The organism is Caballeronia sp. A2-2, from assembly GCF_057612605.2.
Map to the genome: position 1 here is coordinate 3,414,538 of NZ_CM172587.1, position 15,639 is coordinate 3,430,176.

15 protein-coding genes are annotated in these 15,639 nt (G+C 61.7%); 9 read left to right on the plus strand and 6 right to left on the minus strand.

The window, feature by feature from the left end:
- Window positions 1-109: 109 nt before the first annotated feature.
- The 8 genes from ACZCWR_RS16130 (at window position 110) to ACZCWR_RS16165 (ending at window position 7,356) form a co-directional block, all read left to right on the plus strand.
- Window positions 110-574: a hypothetical protein gene (locus ACZCWR_RS16130; protein ID WP_487301720.1), complete on the plus strand. Its 465-nt coding sequence runs from the start codon at window positions 110-112 to the stop codon at window positions 572-574.
- Window positions 575-865: 291 nt separating this feature from the next.
- Window positions 866-2,155, plus strand: a complete 1,290-nt coding sequence (locus ACZCWR_RS16135) for an HlyC/CorC family transporter (protein WP_487301721.1) — start codon at window positions 866-868, stop codon at window positions 2,153-2,155.
- Window positions 2,156-2,226: 71 nt separating this feature from the next.
- Window positions 2,227-3,399 carry a GspE/PulE family protein gene (locus ACZCWR_RS16140; RefSeq protein ID WP_487301722.1) on the plus strand — a complete coding sequence of 391 codons (1,173 nt, stop codon included), beginning with the start codon at window positions 2,227-2,229 and terminating at the stop codon, window positions 3,397-3,399.
- Window positions 3,396-4,601, plus strand: coding sequence for a type II secretion system F family protein (locus ACZCWR_RS16145; protein ID WP_487301723.1), 1,206 nt, complete (start codon window positions 3,396-3,398; stop codon window positions 4,599-4,601). Before ACZCWR_RS16140 ends, ACZCWR_RS16145 begins: the two co-directional genes overlap by 4 nt.
- Window positions 4,602-4,632: 31 nt before the next feature.
- Window positions 4,633-5,544, plus strand: coding sequence for a prepilin peptidase (locus ACZCWR_RS16150; protein ID WP_487301724.1), 912 nt, complete (start codon window positions 4,633-4,635; stop codon window positions 5,542-5,544).
- A 17-nt stretch (window positions 5,545-5,561) separates the two neighbouring features.
- Entirely contained in the window at window positions 5,562-6,167 is a 606-nt protein-coding gene (gene coaE, locus ACZCWR_RS16155) for a dephospho-CoA kinase (protein WP_487301725.1), read from the plus strand.
- Window positions 6,168-6,337: 170 nt separating this feature from the next.
- Window positions 6,338-7,093 (plus strand): cell division protein ZapD, encoded by a 756-nt coding sequence (gene zapD / locus ACZCWR_RS16160; protein WP_487301726.1) that lies wholly within the window; start codon window positions 6,338-6,340, stop codon window positions 7,091-7,093.
- Between the two features lie 74 nt (window positions 7,094-7,167).
- Window positions 7,168-7,356: a DNA gyrase inhibitor YacG gene (locus tag ACZCWR_RS16165; protein ID WP_487301727.1), complete on the plus strand. Its 189-nt coding sequence runs from the start codon at window positions 7,168-7,170 to the stop codon at window positions 7,354-7,356.
- A 13-nt stretch (window positions 7,357-7,369) separates the two neighbouring features.
- Here the strand turns inward: ACZCWR_RS16165 and ACZCWR_RS16170 are convergent, their stop codons facing one another.
- The 4 genes from ACZCWR_RS16170 to secA all read right to left on the minus strand — a co-directional run bounded on the left by ACZCWR_RS16170 (window position 7,370) and on the right by secA (window position 12,872).
- On the minus strand, window positions 7,370-7,801 hold the full coding sequence (locus tag ACZCWR_RS16170) for an NUDIX domain-containing protein (RefSeq protein WP_487301728.1): 432 nt from the start codon (window positions 7,799-7,801) through the stop codon (window positions 7,370-7,372).
- Window positions 7,798-8,673: an ATP-binding protein gene (locus ACZCWR_RS16175; RefSeq protein WP_487301729.1), complete on the minus strand. Its 876-nt coding sequence runs from the start codon at window positions 8,671-8,673 to the stop codon at window positions 7,798-7,800. Before ACZCWR_RS16175 ends, ACZCWR_RS16170 begins: the two co-directional genes overlap by 4 nt.
- Before the next feature lie 23 nt (window positions 8,674-8,696).
- Window positions 8,697-9,938 (minus strand): bifunctional glutamate N-acetyltransferase/amino-acid acetyltransferase ArgJ, encoded by a 1,242-nt coding sequence (gene argJ, locus ACZCWR_RS16180; protein ID WP_487301730.1) that lies wholly within the window; start codon window positions 9,936-9,938, stop codon window positions 8,697-8,699.
- Between the two features lie 117 nt (window positions 9,939-10,055).
- Window positions 10,056-12,872 (minus strand): preprotein translocase subunit SecA, encoded by a 2,817-nt coding sequence (gene secA, locus ACZCWR_RS16185; RefSeq protein ID WP_487301731.1) that lies wholly within the window; start codon window positions 12,870-12,872, stop codon window positions 10,056-10,058.
- A 267-nt stretch (window positions 12,873-13,139) separates the two neighbouring features.
- On the opposite strand from secA, the gene ACZCWR_RS16190 reads away from it, so the two are divergent.
- On the plus strand, window positions 13,140-13,634 hold the full coding sequence (locus ACZCWR_RS16190; protein WP_487301732.1) for a DciA family protein: 495 nt from the start codon (window positions 13,140-13,142) through the stop codon (window positions 13,632-13,634).
- A gap of 45 nt (window positions 13,635-13,679) precedes the next feature.
- Here ACZCWR_RS16190 and lpxC read toward each other — a convergent pair whose 3' ends face one another.
- Together lpxC and ACZCWR_RS16200 are read right to left on the minus strand one after the other, a co-directional pair.
- The gene (lpxC, locus tag ACZCWR_RS16195; RefSeq protein WP_487301733.1) at window positions 13,680-14,597 is read right to left on the minus strand and encodes a UDP-3-O-acyl-N-acetylglucosamine deacetylase; all 918 of its coding nucleotides are present in this window, start codon (window positions 14,595-14,597) and stop codon (window positions 13,680-13,682) included.
- A 265-nt stretch (window positions 14,598-14,862) separates the two neighbouring features.
- Window positions 14,863-15,366, minus strand: coding sequence for a redoxin family protein (locus tag ACZCWR_RS16200; protein WP_487301734.1), 504 nt, complete (start codon window positions 15,364-15,366; stop codon window positions 14,863-14,865).
- Window positions 15,367-15,639: the final 273 nt, after the last annotated feature.

A 15,639-nucleotide genomic window follows, 5' to 3' on the forward strand; every position in this document is an offset into this window, starting at 1 on the left:
GAATGCGGCTCCACTACCATCAGCCGAACGGCCAACTGCGTTGCTACTCCCTCCTGTCCATAGAATTCCCCGCTAACATCGAACGCGAAACTCAACCGTCGCTGATTCGATGAACTATCTATTCTGGCTGTCACTCAATCTCGGTGTGCCGATCTTCGGCCCGATATTCGTTCTCTCGCTCGTCGCTGTTTCTTATGGTCGCTCCGTTGCGCGCGACATGATCGTTGAATCGGTCAAGGACGGACAGTTGTTCTGGTCAGCGATCGCCGTTTCGGCGGCAAGTATTTACGAACTCATCAACGCGTTCGATCACGCGAGCCCACTTGTTCAAGCGAAGTGGAGTTTGGTACAGTTTGGCATCCTTATCTTTGTCGGCGTCATCGTGGCAAGCTCTGTACTTGTGATGATGGCTTCGATCAAGGCGCACGCTGCCGATCAGAGATTCGTCACAACGACCGCCCTGAGCTGGACCAGTTCGCCAACGCATCGATCCAATCATGTGCTTGGCGCATCGATCTTTGTCATAGCGTTCTCGGCAATGTTAGCCGCATTCGTTCACAGCTGGATTACCTAGAGCAACCCAACGAGCAGACACGCTCGAATCGATGGAGCAGTACATGGACAGACTCATACGCTTCGCGCAATCGCCCGAGAACTTCAATCGGGTCGCCTTCTGGATGTTGGGAACCCTCGGTGTGATGGGGGCCATAGAAATAACTGGGATATTGATAGACATGTTCAACAGATAGTCGTCCTTCGCGCCCTTCGACATTCGCCGCCACCACCGAAGCCCCGGCGCGCCCCGAGGCTTCGCGTCCCCCCTTCTGCTATATTCCCCCCATCGCCGCCCAACTCGATCAATCGCGTGGACAACCTCCCCTTATGGGCGCAAATCTGCGCCATTTTTCTGCTCCTCGTTCTTTCCGGTTTCTTCTCCATCTCCGAAACATCGATGATGGCGCTCAACCGCCATCGCCTCAAATATCTCGCCGGTCAGGGATCGCTGCGCGCACGCACGACGCAAGGCCTGCTCGCCCGCACCGATCAACTGCTGTCCGTCATCCTGATCGGCAACAATCTGATCAACACGATCATCCCGGTCTTCACGACCGCCGTCGCGCTGCGCACGTTCGGTCACAACAATCTCGTGCTGTCGATCACCACGGGCGTCGTCGCGTTTCTGATCATCGTGTTCGCGGAGATCGCGCCGAAGATCGTCGGGGCGACGTATCCCGAGAAAGTGGCGCTGCCCGCGAGTCTGGTGCTCGCGCCGCTCATGCGCATCGGGCGGCCGCTGATCTGGTTCGTCAACCTGTTCGCCAACGCGATACTCGCGGCGCTCCACATCAACACGAAGAACAAGCGCGATCAACGCATTTCGCCCGAGGAATTGCGCACCATCGTGCTGGAAACCGGCAGCTTCATGCCGACCAAGCACCGCAGCATCCTGTTGAATCTGTTCGATCTGGAGAACATCACGGTGGATGACGTGATGATCCCGCGCCGCCGCATCGAAGCGCTCGATTTCGATGCGCCGTTCGACCAGATCCTGCATCAGCTCGAAACCTGCTATCACAACAAGCTGCTCGTCTATCAGGGCGACATCGATCGCGTGTTGGGCATTCTTCACGTGCGCAAGACTTTGTCGGCGCTGCATAACCAGGAACTCGAACGCGAGACGCTGCGCGAATTGCTCGCCGAGCCGTATTTCGTGCCGGCGGGCACGCCCGTGTTTCAGCAGTTGCAGTTCTTTCAGGAGAGCGCCAACCGCATCGCGATCGTGGTCGATGAATACGGCGAGTTGCAAGGGCTCGTCACGCCGGAAGACATCATCGAGGAATTGATCGGCGAATTCACCACGTCGATTCCGCGCGGCGCGGCATCGCGTGATGGCTGGGACGACAACGGCGAATGCATCGTCGCGGGGAGCATGCCTTTGCGCGAATTGAATCGCTGGCTGCATCTGAGCTTGCCGACGGATGGACCCAAGACGCTCAACGGTCTCATCCTCGAAGCGCTCGAAGAAATTCCTGATGGCGATGTGTCGATCCGCATCGCGGGCGTGCATTTCGAAGTCCTGCGCAGTGACGATCAGGCGATCCGCACTGTAAAAATCTTCCGCCCCCAAACGCCCGCCAAACGCGCGGCGCGTTAGCCATTCGGCCGAATAGGCAAGTGCGCGCAAAGCCGGGATGATCGACGCATCCCGACTCCGCTTGCTCTGCCATGAACACCGCCGCTCCCGTTTTCGAAGCCCTCACCGAGCACGACGCGCCCGCCGTCTCCCTACTCGCCGATGTCCTGCGCGATGCCGCCGCGCGCGGTGCATCGGATATTCACGTGGAGCCGTCCGAGCATCACTGGCGCATTCGTCTGCGCGTGGATGGCGCGCTGCATGCGTTGCGCCGTCCGCCGCCGCATCTGCGCGATGCCTTCGTCACGCGTATCAAGGTGCTTTCGCGAATGGATATCGCGGAACGCCGCGTGCCGCAGGATGGCCGGCTGCGGCTGACCTTGCCGGGCGGCCAGACCGGCGACTATCGCGTGAATTCACTACCGACGCTGTTCGGCGAAAAGCTCGTGCTGCGGCGTCTGGATGCGCTGCCGCCTGATCTGTCGCTCGCCGCGCTCGGGCTTAATGCGCCGCAAAGTCGCGTCGTCGAATCGGCGATACGCGCGCCGCATGGGCTCGTGCTCGTCACCGGGCCGACCGGCAGCGGCAAAACGCTCTCGCTCTATTGCTTCCTTCAAATGCTCAACGCCGACGCGCGCAACGTGTGCTCGGTCGAGGATCCCGCTGAAATTCAGTTGGCAGGCATCAATCAGGTGAGCGTGCGCGAGAAGGCGGGCCTGAGCTTCGCGGTGGCGCTGCGTGCGTTCATGCGACAGGACCCGGACGTCATCATGGTCGGAGAAATCCGCGATGCCGAGACCGCCGACGTCGCAGTGAAAGCAGCGCAAACCGGCCATCTCGTGCTCTCGACGCTGCACACGAACGACGCGCCATCGGCGATTGCGCGGCTCATCGATATTGGTGTCGCGCCTTATAACCTTGCTTCCGCGCTGCGGCTTGTCACGGCGCAGCGGCTCGTGCGCAAGTTGTGCGAAGCGTGTCGCGTGCGGTCGTCGATTGCTTTGAGCGACGGTTTTCATCCGTTCGAGGCGCGCGGTTGTCCGGCGTGTCACGGCATCGGATATCGCGGGCGCGTGGGCGTGCATCAGGTGATGCCGGTTTCGGACGCGTTGCGTGAACTGATCGTCCGACGCGCGGCGACACACGACATCGCGCGACTCGCTCAGGCCGAAGGCATGTCTTCATTGCGCGATGCTGCGGCCGAGTGCGTGCGCGAAGGCATCACGAGCGTTGCCGAAGCCGCCGAAATCACGGAAGACGCATGATGCAGGCATCGACGGAAACGCGTTTTGCATGGCGCGGTGTCGATGCGGACGGCGCGCGCCGCCAAGGCAAACTGATCGCGACCGATGCGACGTCCGCGCGTGCATCGCTGCGGCGCACGGGCGTGATCGTGCTCGAACTCGATTCGCTCGGAAACGCGCCGCGTCCCAAGGCTTCCAAAACCGAAGTGACCGTGTTCACGCGCCAACTCGCTTCGCTGCTACGCGCAGGGCTGCCGCTCGCGGGCGCGCTCGATCTGCTCGCGGATGCCGCCACGCGCGGCGGACTTCCGCGCATCGTTCGAAACGTCGCGCGCGACATCACCGGCGGCATGCCGTTTTCGATGGCGCTCGCGCATCATCCTTCCGCGTTCGATGCGCTTTATTGCCAACTCGTCGAGGTCGGCGAAGTGGCGGGCGCGCTGCCCGGCGTGCTCGCGCGAATCGCGGATGATCGCGAACGTGCTTCATCGCAAAGGGCGAAGCTGCGCGCCGCGCTCACGTATCCGGTCATGGTGTTGCTGCTCTCGCTCGCGATCACGGCGGGGCTTCTGATCGGCGTGGTGCCGACCTTCAAGACGATCTTCGATGGCTTCGGCGCCGCGCTTCCCGCCCCGACGCGCTTCGTGCTCGCCTTGTCCGATGGCGTCATGCGATACGCGCTCACGTTCGTTTCCGTGGTCGTTGGCGTGGCGCTTGTTGCCGCGCATCAGTTGAAGCGTTCGCCGGAGGCGCGTGAAAGCGCCGACCGCGCGGCGTTACGGCTTCCGCTCGTGGGAAAGCTGTTGCGCTCGCTCGCGGTCGCGCGCTGGAGCCGGGCACTCGGCACTTTGCTCGCCGCGGGCACGCCTTTGTCGGACGCGTTCGACTCGCTCGGCAACGCCACCGGCAACCGCGTGTTCGATAACGCCACCGTCGATATCGCGGCGCGATTGAACAACGGCGAACGCCTCGCCGCTGCGATGCGCGCGTCCGGCTGCTTCCCGCCCGAAGTCGTGCAACCCATCGCGGTGGCCGAAGAATCCGGATCGCTCGACGCCATGCTGCTCGATCTCGCCACCTTGGCCGACCGTCAGGTGGACGAACGCATCGGCACCTTCGCGAGCCTGTGCGAGCCGGTCGTGATCGCCGTGCTCGGCGCGCTCGTGGGCGGACTTGTCATCGCGATGTATCTTCCCATCATCCAGCTCGGCAACGTGGTGTAGCATCGCGGGCCAAAGCCATAGTTCGACAATCATGCAGCCTTCGTTCGATCTCTCCGCCGTGCATGTCGCGAGCCGTTACGGGCTGGCGTTCGCGGCGCTGCCCATCGCCGCGCAATACGCGTTCGCCGTCGTCTTCGGGCTGGTGATCGGCAGCTTTCTGTCGGTCGTCGTGCATCGGCTGCCGGTCATGCTCGAACGTGCGTGGCGCTCGGAAGTCGAAGAAGCCGCGCCCGACGCGATCAAACCGGACGGCGACGGTTATCCGCCACGCTTCAATCTGGCCGTACCGCGAAGTGCATGCCCGCATTGCGGACACGTCCTGCGCGCGTGGGAAAACGTTCCCGTGCTCAGCTATCTCGCGTTGCGCGGCAAGTGTTCGTCGTGCGGAGCGCGCGTGAGTGCGCGTTATCCGCTCATCGAACTCGCGACGGGCGCGTTCGCCGCGCTCTCGCTCTATGCCTTCGGTCCCGACTGGCTCGCACTCGCCGCGTTCGGCCTGTGCGCGACGCTGCTCGCCGCCGGTCTCATCGATTACGACACGCGCTATCTGCCCGATGTGCTGACGCTGCCCCTGCTCTGGGCTGGCCTGATCGTGAATTTCGGCGATGCCGGCTTCGTCCCGCTACGCGATGCCGTCGCGGGCGCGATCATCGGCTATCTGTTTCTTTGGTGCGTGTACTGGCTGTTCAAGTTGGTGCGCGGCGTCGAAGGCATGGGTTACGGCGACTTCAAACTGCTCGCCGCGCTCGGCGCATGGCTCGGCTGGGCCGCGCTCGCGCAAGTGCTGCTCGTGTCGGCGTTGGCAGGCGCGATCTTCGGCATCGTCTCGACCTGGCGCGGACGCATGCGCTATGAAGAACCGCTGCCATTCGGCCCGTTCCTTGCGGCGGGTGGCGCGATCACGCTTTTCGTTGGCACGCCGCTTTACGGATTGTTCGGATAACGGAAGAGGAACTACGGATGTTCAGCATCGGCCTGACGGGCGGCATTGGCAGCGGCAAGAGCACGGTGGCGGATTTGTTCGCCGCGCGCGGCGTGCCGCTGGTCGATACGGACCTGATCGCGCATCAGGTAACGGCGGCAGGCGGCGTCGCCATGCCGCTCATCGCGAGCGAGTTCGGTGGTGATTTCATCGCGCAGGACGGCTCGCTCGATCGCGCGAAAATGCGCACGCTCGTCTTCTCCGACGACACCGCGAAGGCGCGGCTCGAAGGCATCGTGCATCCGCTTATACGCGCGGAAACCGAACGTCAGCGGCAAGCGGCGGGCGGCGTATATCACATCGTCGTGGTGCCGCTGCTGGTGGAATCGGGCGACTGGGCGACGCGTGTCTCACGCGTGCTTGTAGTGGATTGCGCGGTCGAAACGCAGATCGCGCGCGTCATGCAGCGCAACGGCTTCACGCGTGAGCAAGTGCTGGCGATCATCGCGAAACAGGCATCGCGCGAAGCTCGCCTTCATGCGGCGAACGATATCGTCGTGAACGACGAAACCACCACGCTCAACAGGCTCATGCACGAGGTCGCCACGCTCCACGAACGCTATCTCTCTCTGGCTTCTGTATGAAGATTTCAAAAGATGCGCGATTGCCCCAACACTCGAAAAGTTCCCTTTCCGATGGTGTTTCCGCTCATTTCGTACGTGAAATTGGCCCGATTTGCTAGGGTAGGCATGCGGCATTAGAATGTGCTGACTTCCGATATGGAAGCAACCGACCGACGCCGAGGCGAGCGCGCTTGATCCTTTACGAGTACCCCTTCAACGAGCGTATCCGGACGCTGTTGCGACTCGAAGATCTGTTCGAGCGCTTCACCTTCTTCCTGACTCAGGAAGACGCGCGCGAACATCACGTCGCGCTCACCACGCTCTTCGAAATCGCCGAAGTCGCGGGCCGCACGGACCTCAAAGCCGATCTCATGAAGGAACTGGAGCGCCAGCGTCAGACGCTCGCGCCGTTTCGCGGCAATCCGGGCATCGAGCAGGAAGCGCTTGAAGCCGTGCTCGGCGAGATCGAACAGACGCTTGCTGGTCTGGCCGACATGCACGGCAAAACCGGGCAGCATCTTGCGGACAACGAATGGCTTGCGAGCATTCGCAGCCGCACGATCATCCCGGGTGGCACATGCAAGTTCGATCTGCCTTCGTATTTCGCGTGGCAGCAGTTGCCGGTCGAGGAACGGCGTCAGGACATCGCCAAATGGGTCATGCCGATGCTCGCCCTGCGCGATGCCGCCGCCATCGTGCTGCGTCTCGCGCGCGAATCGGGTCAGGCGTCGAAGGTCATGGCCATGCAAGGCAGCTACCAGCAGATGCTCTCCGGCCGCACGTATCAACTGATGCAGGTGCGCGTCTCGCCGGACACACGCGTGATTCCGGAAGCAAGCGCCAACAAATACATGCTGTGGGTGCGCTTCACCGTGCAGGACGGCGATCTGAAACCGCGCGCCGTAGATGTCGATGTGCCCTTTCATCTGACGCTTTGCAGCCTTTGAATCGAAACGATTTGGCCGTATATGGTCAAATACGGTCAAATACCGTTTCGAAACCGGCTCACTTCGTCACTGCCATGACCACTGTCAAATGTCCGACCTGCGGGAAGTCTGTCCCGTGGGTTCCCGAAAGTCGTTTTCGCCCATTCTGTTCCGAGCGCTGCAAGCAGACCGATCTCGGCGCGTGGGCGGCTGAAAAGTACAAGATAGCGGGCAATTCTCAGGAAACGCCGCCCGATGACGACACGCGCGGCAGTTTGAATTAACCGCGGGCGTGGGTTATTCGCGCGTTTCTTCTTCGAGCCATTCCAGCACCGGAATGGCCGCGGGCAACAGCGGCGCGACTTCCACCGGCAGCGTTTGCCAGGCGATCGCCTGACCTTCGCGGCCCACAGGCTCGCCGCGCCACTCGGTTACCTTGCAGAAGAACAGCCGTACGTAGGCGTGCGGATAATCGTGTTCGAGCGTGCGCCACAGTGCGCACGACACGACATCGATGCCGAGTTCCTCGTGCAACTCGCGCGACAACGCGGCATCGACGCTCTCGCCCGCTTCCAGCTTGCCGCCCGGAAACTCCCAATAACCTTCGTACGGCTTGCCATCGGGACGCTGCGCGAGCAGATATCGGCCATCGTTCTGCACCATCACGCCGACGGCCACTTCGGTTACTTTGCGGCCATCGGGCGCGCGGTCGGTTTTGGCGTCCGTCATGCTGCCGGTCCCGTTTTGCGGCCCGACCAGTCACGCGCGAACTGCCACGCAACCCGCCCCGAACGCGAACCGCGCTCCAGCGCCCAGACGAGCGCATCGCCGCGCGCGCCTTCGATTTCGGCCTGATCGCAGCCGAAATGCTTGAGCCAGTGGCCGACGATCGACAAATAATCGTCCTGCTTGAACGGATAGAAGCTCACCCACAGACCGAAGCGTTCGGACAGCGAAATCTTTTCCTCAACCACTTCGCCCGGATGAATCTCGCCATCGGACGTGTGTTTGTAGGTTTCGTTGTCGCTCATGTATTCCGGCAAAAGATGACGCCGGTTCGATGTCGCGTAAATCAGCACGTTGTCCGACTGCGCCGCGACGGAACCATCGAGCGCGACCTTCAGCGCCTTGTAGCCCGACTCGCCTTCCTCGAAGGAAAGATCGTCGCAAAACACGATGAAGCGTTCCGGCCGCGCCGAAATGAGATCGACGATATCGCCGAGGTCGTGAAGATCGTCCTTATCGACTTCGATGAGCCGCAGGCCATCCTTCGCATACGCGTTCAGACACGCCTTGATGAGCGACGACTTGCCCGTGCCGCGAGCACCCGTCAACAGAACATTGTTCGCGGGCAGCTTCCTTACGAATTGCTTCGTGTTCTGTTCGATCAAACCCTTCTGCCGCTCGATGTTCTGCAGATCGTCCAGCCCAATCTGCGAAATGGCCGGCACCGGCTGAAGAAAGCCGCGCCCCTGACGCTTGCGCCAGCGAAACGCAACGGCCGCGTTCCAGTCGATTTCCGGCGCAGCGGGCGGCAACATACCTTCGACGCGCGCGAGCACCGCTTCGGCGCGCGTAAGAAATTGTTCGAGCTTATCCATGTCCATTCCGATGCGCGCCGCCATCACGAACGATAGTCGGCGTTGATGCTCACGTAGTCGTGCGAGAGGTCGCAGGTCCAGATGGTCGCTTGCGCGTCGCCGCGTCCGAGCAGCACGCGGATCGCGATTTCGCTTTTCTTCATCACGCGCTGGCCGTCTTCTTCCTTGTAGTCGGGGTTGCGCCCGCCCGCTTTCGCGACCAGCACATCGTCGAGATAGAGATCGATCTTGTTGACGTCGAGGTCCGTCACGCCCGCATAGCCGATTGCCGCGAGAATGCGCCCGAGGTTCGGGTCCGAAGCGTAGAACGCCGTCTTCACGAGCGGCGAATGACCGATTGCATACGCGATCTGACGGCATTCCGCCGCGTTCTTGCCGCCTTCTACCGTCACGGTCATAAACTTGGTCGCGCCTTCGCCGTCGCGCACGATCAGTTGGGCGAGTTCTTGCGCGGCTTCGGTGACGGCATCGCGCAATGCGGTGTAGCCGGGCGAATCCGTCGAAGTGATCGCGGGCAGGCTGGATTTGCCCGACGCGATCAGGATGAATGAATCGTTCGTCGACGTATCGCCATCGATGGTGATGCAGTTGAACGAGCGGTCCGCGACGTGTTTTACCAGTTCGTCGAGCACCGGTTGCGCGACCTTCGCATCGAAGGCGAGGAAGCCGAGCATGGTCGCCATGTTCGGGCGGATCATGCCCGCGCCTTTGCTGATGCCGGACATCGTGACGACGTGCCCGTCAATGGTCACCTGACGCGACACGGCTTTAGGCAGCGTATCCGTGGTCATGATGGCCTGCGCGGCGTCGAACCAGTGCGCAGCCTGCTGATTTGCGAGCGCGGCAGGCAAACCCGCTTTCAGACGATCGACCGGCAACGGTTCGAGAATCACGCCGGTCGAAAACGGCAGGATTTGCTGCGCATCCAAACTCATGAGACGCGCCAGTTCCACGCACGTTTCACGCGCGTGCGCCATGCCCGGCTCGCCGGTGCCCGCGTTCGCGTTACCCGTATTCACGACGAGCGCGCGGATGCCCTTCCCGCCCCTGCCCGCCGCCGCGAGATGCTCGCGGCAGACCGTGACCGGCGCGGCGCAAAAACGGTTTTGCGTGAACACGCCCGCGACCGTCGCGCCTTCATCGACGCGAATCACGAGCACGTCTTTGCGGTTCGGCTTGCGGATGTTCGCCTCGGCCCAGCCCAGCGTGACGCCGGCAACGGGATGGAGTTTCGCGGGATCGATGGAGGGAAAATTGACGGCCATGGTAGCGACTCAGCTAGAGGTGGCGCGTGCCGGACGGGCCGGCACATCGTGGAAATGAGACCTGCAAAGACAAACGACGCATTGCTGCGTCGCTCGTCGTTCATGCCGGCATACGTATTAAGACAGCTTGCCGTGACAGTTTTTGTACTTCTTCCCGCTGCCGCACGGGCACGGGTCGTTGCGGCCGACCTTCGGCACGTCTTCGCCGGCGTGCGTGGCGACGCCGATATCGTCGCCTGCCGTGGCCATCGCCTGACTGACCATCTGCGCGGCGGCGGTGGCGGCCGCGACTTGCGGCGTGGGCGCGGCGGCTGGCGCGCTGAAGTCCGCGTGCGTGAAGGAGACGTTTTCGAGGTGACTGCCCTTTTCCTCGTACTCCTCGGCGGCCTGTTCGAGCTGTTCCGGCGACTGGATCTGCACGTTCATCACGACGCGCGTGACTTCCTGCTTGATCGAATCGAGCATGGCAGCGAACAGTTCGAACGCTTCACGCTTGTATTCCTGCTTCGGATTCTTCTGCGCATAGCCGCGCAAATGGATGCCCTGACGCAAATGATCCAGCGCGGCCAAATGCTCGCGCCAGCGCGTGTCGAGCGTTTGCAGCATGATCGAGCGCTCGAATGCGCTGAACGAATCGCGGCCCACGAGCGCGACCTTCGCCTCGTACGCTTCGTCGGCGGCGGCAAGCACGGCTTCGCAAATTTCCTCGGCGTCGATGGAGTTCGACTCGTTGATCATCTCCTGCACGGCGAGATCGAGCGACCAGTCGTTACGCAGCACTTCTTCAAGCTCCGGCGCTTCCCACTGCTCCTCGATGCTGCCCGCCGGCACGAACGTGCGCACCACGTCGCCGATCACGCTCTGGCGCATCGCCGCGATGGTTTCCTGCACGTCGTTCGCTTCCAGCAACTCGTTGCGCTGCTGATAGATCACGCGACGCTGATCGTTGGAGACATCGTCGTATTCGAGCAATTGCTTACGAATATCGAAGTTGCGCGCTTCCACCTTGCGTTGCGCGCCTTCGATCGAACGCGTGACCATGCCCGCTTCGATCGGCTCGCCTTCCGGCATGCGCAGACGGTCCATGATCGCGCGCACGCGATCGCCCGCGAAAATGCGCAGCAAAGGATCGTCCAGCGACAGATAGAAACGCGACGAACCCGGATCGCCCTGACGGCCCGCGCGTCCACGCAACTGGTTGTCGATCCGGCGCGACTCGTGCCGTTCGGTGCCGATGATATGCAGCCCGCCCGCCGCCTTGACGTGATCGTGCAGCGTCTGCCATTCGTCGTGCAGCTTCTGGATGCGCGTGGCCTTGTCGGCATCCGACAGCGCCGTGTCCGCTTCGATGAACGACGCCTGCTTCTCGACGTTGCCGCCGAGCACGATGTCCGTGCCGCGACCGGCCATGTTCGTCGCGATGGTCACGGCGCTCGGCCGTCCCGCTTCGGCGACGATGGCCGCTTCGCGCGCGTGCTGTTTCGCGTTCAGCACTTCGTGACGCACGCCTTCTTTCGTCAACAAGCCCGACAGCAGTTCGGACGCTTCGATCGATGTCGTGCCGACGAGCGTCGGCTGGCCGCGTTCCACGCATTCGCGGATATCGCGGATCACCGCGTCATACCGTTCCTTCGACGTCTTGTAGATCTGATCCTGCTTGTCCACGCGCTTCGGCGGCCGGTTGGTCGGAATAACGACCGTTTCCAGCCCGTAAATTTCGTTGAATTCGTAGGCTTCGGTATCCGCCGTGCCGGTCATGCCGGACAGCTTCGCGTACATGCGGAAATAGTTTTGCAGCGTGATGGAAGCGAGCGTCTGATTCTCGCTCTGAATCTGCACGTGCTCTTTCGCTTCGACGGCCTGATGCAAGCCATCCGACCAGCGGCGGCCGGTCATCATGCGGCCCGTGAATTCATCGACGATGACGACTTCGCCGTTCTGCACGACGTAATGCTGATCGCGATGGAACAACGTATGCCCGCGCAGCGCGGCATACACGTGGTGCATCAGCGTGATGTTTTGCGGCGCGTAAAGACTTTCGCCCTCGCCGATCAAGCCCCACTCGGCGAGCAAACGCTCGGCCTTCTCGTGACCCGATTCGGTGAGAAACACCTGACGCGCTTTCTCGTCCAGCGTGTAATCGCCCGGCTTTTCGACGCCCGTGCCGTCCGCCTTTTCCTCGCCGATCTGCTGTTCGAGCAGCGGCGGCAGCGCGTTCATGCGCACGTAGAGATCGGTGTGATCCTCGGCCTGACCGGAGATGATGAGCGGCGTACGCGCTTCGTCGATAAGAATGGAGTCCACCTCGTCGACGACCGCGAAGTTGAGCGGCCGCTGCACGCGCGCGGTCGGCTCGTAGACCATGTTGTCGCGCAGATAGTCGAAGCCGAACTCGTTGTTCGTGCCGTAGGTGATGTCGGCAGCGTAGGCTTCCTGCTTCTGCTCGTGGCCCATCTGCGAGAGATTCACGCCGCAGGACAGACCCAGGAAGTTGTAGAGACGCGCCATCCATTCGGCATCGCGCTGCGCAAGGTAATCGTTCACCGTGACCACATGCACGCCGCGGCCCGACAGCGCGTTCAGATACGCGGCGAGCGTGGCGACGAGGGTCTTGCCCTCGCCCGTGCGCATTTCCGCGATCTTCCCGTAATGCAGCACCATGCCGCCGATTAGCTGCACGTCGAAGTGACGCATTTTCAAGACGCGCTTGCTTGCTTCGCGGCAGACGGCGAAAGCCTCAGGCAGGATCACGTCGAGCGATTCGCCGCCGGCGACGCGCTGACGGAACTCATCCGTCTTCGCGCGCAACTGATCGTCCGAGTACTTCTCGACGGTCGGCTCGAGGGCGTTGATCGCCACAACGGTCTTTTGGTACTGCTTGACCAGCCGCTGATTGCGGCTGCCAAAAATCTTCTGAAGGAAACCGGTCGTCATCGGATCAGTGTCTGCGTCGCGGCTTCGGCGGGGTGCATTTTTCGATGCAACCGCAGTCGGAGAACCTCGGCGACTTAAGTCCATTTGGGTGAAATCGAATCGGGAATTTTAGCACGCAAGCCCGGCAGGCCTTACGTCGTCATGGGCCCGAGCGCGTCGGCGCAGCGCGACAGTCAAACGGTTGAAAGGAAAGCGTTTCTCCGCTCGGAATGCAGCGAGCGCGCGATACAATCGGCCGGTCACGTCAGGCGTTCGCCACGTAAAAAAATGAGCCGCTTTTTCTCTAATTCAAGATACTCGCCGCAGAAGTTCGATCCGCGCCGCCCGCAGGCCGTCGCGGACGTGCTCGATCGGACGGACGCGTATCAGGCGTTGCGTTCGGGCGTGGAGCAAGTGGCGGCGTTGCAGCGCGATCTGAACAAGCTGCTGCCGGATTATCTGGCGACGAACGTGGAGCCGGGGTTCATCAAGGACGGCGTACTGGCGCTGTTCGCCGCGCATAACGCGCTCGCGGCGCGTTTGCGGCATATCGAGCCGCGCCTGCTTGCCGATCTTCAGCAGCGCGGCTGGGCTGTGGATTCGCTGAGAATCCGCGTGCGGCCGCAGCCGATGAAGGAAGAACTGCCGCCCAAACAGGCGCGCATGTCGGCGGCGGGTGCATCGGCGCTGCACGATCTGGCGGAAACGCTCGCGCCATCGCCGCTTCAGGAAGCGCTTGCAAAAATGGCTGCGCGTCATCAAACGAAGACGCAAAAAAAATGAGCGGCGCGGGCCGCTCATTTTTTACTGCGTATCGCTTTTCAGCAATCAGGCAAACGCCGTCTGCGTGTCGAAACCAAAACCGCGTGGCGCTTTCTGCGTGTCGTCGAACGTGACGATCTCGTACGATTCTTCATGCGCCAACAACTCGCGCAGAAGCATGTTGTTCATCGCGTGGCCGCCCTTGTACGCCTTGTACGACGCCAGCAGCGGATGACCGACGACGTAAAGATCGCCGATTGCGTCGAGCATTTTGTGCTTCACGAATTCGTCGTCGTAGCGCAGGCCGTCGTTGTTCAGAATGCGGTATTCGTCCAGCACGATGGCGTTATCCATGCTGCCGCCGCGCGCGAGACCCAGTTCACGCATCATCTCGACTTCATGCGCAAAACCGAACGTGCGCGCACGCGCGATGTCACGCACATACGACGTGGACGCGAAATCGACTTCCAGCGCCTGGCCGGTCTTGTCGACCGCCGGATGACGGAAATCGATGGTGAAACTAAGTTTGAAGCCGAAATACGGATCGAGCCGCGCGAACTTGTCGCCATCGCGCACTTCGACCGGCTTCGTCACCTTGATGAATTTCTTCGGCGCGTTCTGCTCTTCGATACCCGCCGATTGAATCAGAAACACGAACGAAGCCGCGCTGCCATCCATGATGGGGATTTCTTCGGCCGTTACATCGACATACAGATTGTCGACGCCCAGGCCAGCGCAAGCCGACATCAAGTGCTCGATGGTGGACACGCGCGCGCCGTCCTTCTGCAGGACGGATGCGAGCCGCGTATCGCCGATCGCCATGGCCGATGCGGGGATATCCACCGGCGTCGGCAGATCGACACGCGAAAACACGATGCCCGTGCCCGCCGGCGCAGGACGCAGCGTCAACTCGACCTTGCGGCCTGAGTGGAGCCCGATTCCCACGGTTTTGACGATGGTCTTGATTGTTCGCTGCTTCAACATGATTTTGTTTTTCCGATTAAGCTTCCCTATAAAGGAAATCAATCGTGCAATATATCCTAATAGGCCAAAGTATACTCCATTCGTTGCAGCACGTCGTGAACCGGGACGTATCAACTGTTTCCCGGTGTTACGCGGCCGTGACAGAAAAATGAAGCAGAACGGGCCGATGGCCGGAATGGAGGCATTTCCGGTCATCGGCCCAAAGTTGCCGCTGAAAACGAGGGCGCCTGAACCGTTGCAACGAGGCAACGGAACGCCGCTGCAATCAGCTCAACGTCGCCAGAATACTTCGCGCATCGCTGACTTCGAACTTGCCGGGTGCTTCGACGTTCAGCGTCTTGACCACGCCGTTATCGACCACCATCGCGTAGCGCTGGGAACGGATTCCCATGCCGCGCTCGGTCAAATCCTGATCCAGTCCGAGTGCCTGGGCGAAACGCGCGCTGCCATCCGCGATCATCTTCACCTTGCCCGCGGTTTGAAGATCGCGTCCCCACGCGCTCATGACGAACGCGTCGTTGACGGAAACGCACCAGACTTCATCGATGCCGGCGGCGGACAAATCCGCTGCCGCCTCGACAAAGCCCGGCACGTGTCTGGCGGAACAGGTCGGCGTGAACGCGCCCGGCAATCCGAAGATCACCACGCGCTTGCCTGCTGTTCGCTCGCGCGCCGAGAACCCGTTCGGTCCCACGGCGCAGCCTTCGGTGGCCTCTTCGATGAACTCGAAGAGACGCACGTCCGGCAACGTGTCACCCACTTTGATCATGCTCGGTCCTTCCCTGTCAGCGCTCGCGGCATCCTTGCGATTGCATTGTCCCGTGAACTTCACGGCGCGCAACCCGACGAGCTGGTTTCACTTTGCCTTCCTCGACGTCAGGAGCAAATTCGTGGGGGTCGGCTGGCCACGGCCTGGCGTCCGTTCTTCGACTTCATCGGACGCGGCCTTGGACAGTCGCCCCACGCGAAACCTGGTTCGTCGCGTCAGGCGTTCAGCGTTCGCTCACGGTGAGCATCGCCTGTCGCTATTTCAACACCAAAT

What these genes read in the sequence shown, in the direction of transcription:
- ACZCWR_RS16150 (WP_487301724.1), top strand. Translation starts at nt 4,633, where the DNA reads ATGCAGCCTTCGTTCGATCTCTCCGCCGTGCATGTCGCGAGCCGTTAC.
- ACZCWR_RS16130 (WP_487301720.1), top strand. Translation starts at nt 110, where the DNA reads ATGAACTATCTATTCTGGCTGTCACTCAATCTCGGTGTGCCGATCTTC.
- coaE (WP_487301725.1), top strand. Translation starts at nt 5,562, where the DNA reads ATGTTCAGCATCGGCCTGACGGGCGGCATTGGCAGCGGCAAGAGCACG.
- lpxC (WP_487301733.1), bottom strand. Translation starts at nt 14,597, where the DNA reads ATGTTGAAGCAGCGAACAATCAAGACCATCGTCAAAACCGTGGGAATC.
- argJ (WP_487301730.1), bottom strand. Translation starts at nt 9,938, where the DNA reads ATGGCCGTCAATTTTCCCTCCATCGATCCCGCGAAACTCCATCCCGTT.
- ACZCWR_RS16145 (WP_487301723.1), top strand. Translation starts at nt 3,396, where the DNA reads ATGATGCAGGCATCGACGGAAACGCGTTTTGCATGGCGCGGTGTCGAT.
- secA (WP_487301731.1), bottom strand. Translation starts at nt 12,872, where the DNA reads ATGACGACCGGTTTCCTTCAGAAGATTTTTGGCAGCCGCAATCAGCGG.
- ACZCWR_RS16190 (WP_487301732.1), top strand. Translation starts at nt 13,140, where the DNA reads ATGAGCCGCTTTTTCTCTAATTCAAGATACTCGCCGCAGAAGTTCGAT.
- ACZCWR_RS16170 (WP_487301728.1), bottom strand. Translation starts at nt 7,801, where the DNA reads ATGACGGACGCCAAAACCGACCGCGCGCCCGATGGCCGCAAAGTAACC.
- ACZCWR_RS16200 (WP_487301734.1), bottom strand. Translation starts at nt 15,366, where the DNA reads ATGATCAAAGTGGGTGACACGTTGCCGGACGTGCGTCTCTTCGAGTTC.
- ACZCWR_RS16165 (WP_487301727.1), top strand. Translation starts at nt 7,168, where the DNA reads ATGACCACTGTCAAATGTCCGACCTGCGGGAAGTCTGTCCCGTGGGTT.
- ACZCWR_RS16175 (WP_487301729.1), bottom strand. Translation starts at nt 8,673, where the DNA reads ATGGATAAGCTCGAACAATTTCTTACGCGCGCCGAAGCGGTGCTCGCG.
- ACZCWR_RS16140 (WP_487301722.1), top strand. Translation starts at nt 2,227, where the DNA reads ATGAACACCGCCGCTCCCGTTTTCGAAGCCCTCACCGAGCACGACGCG.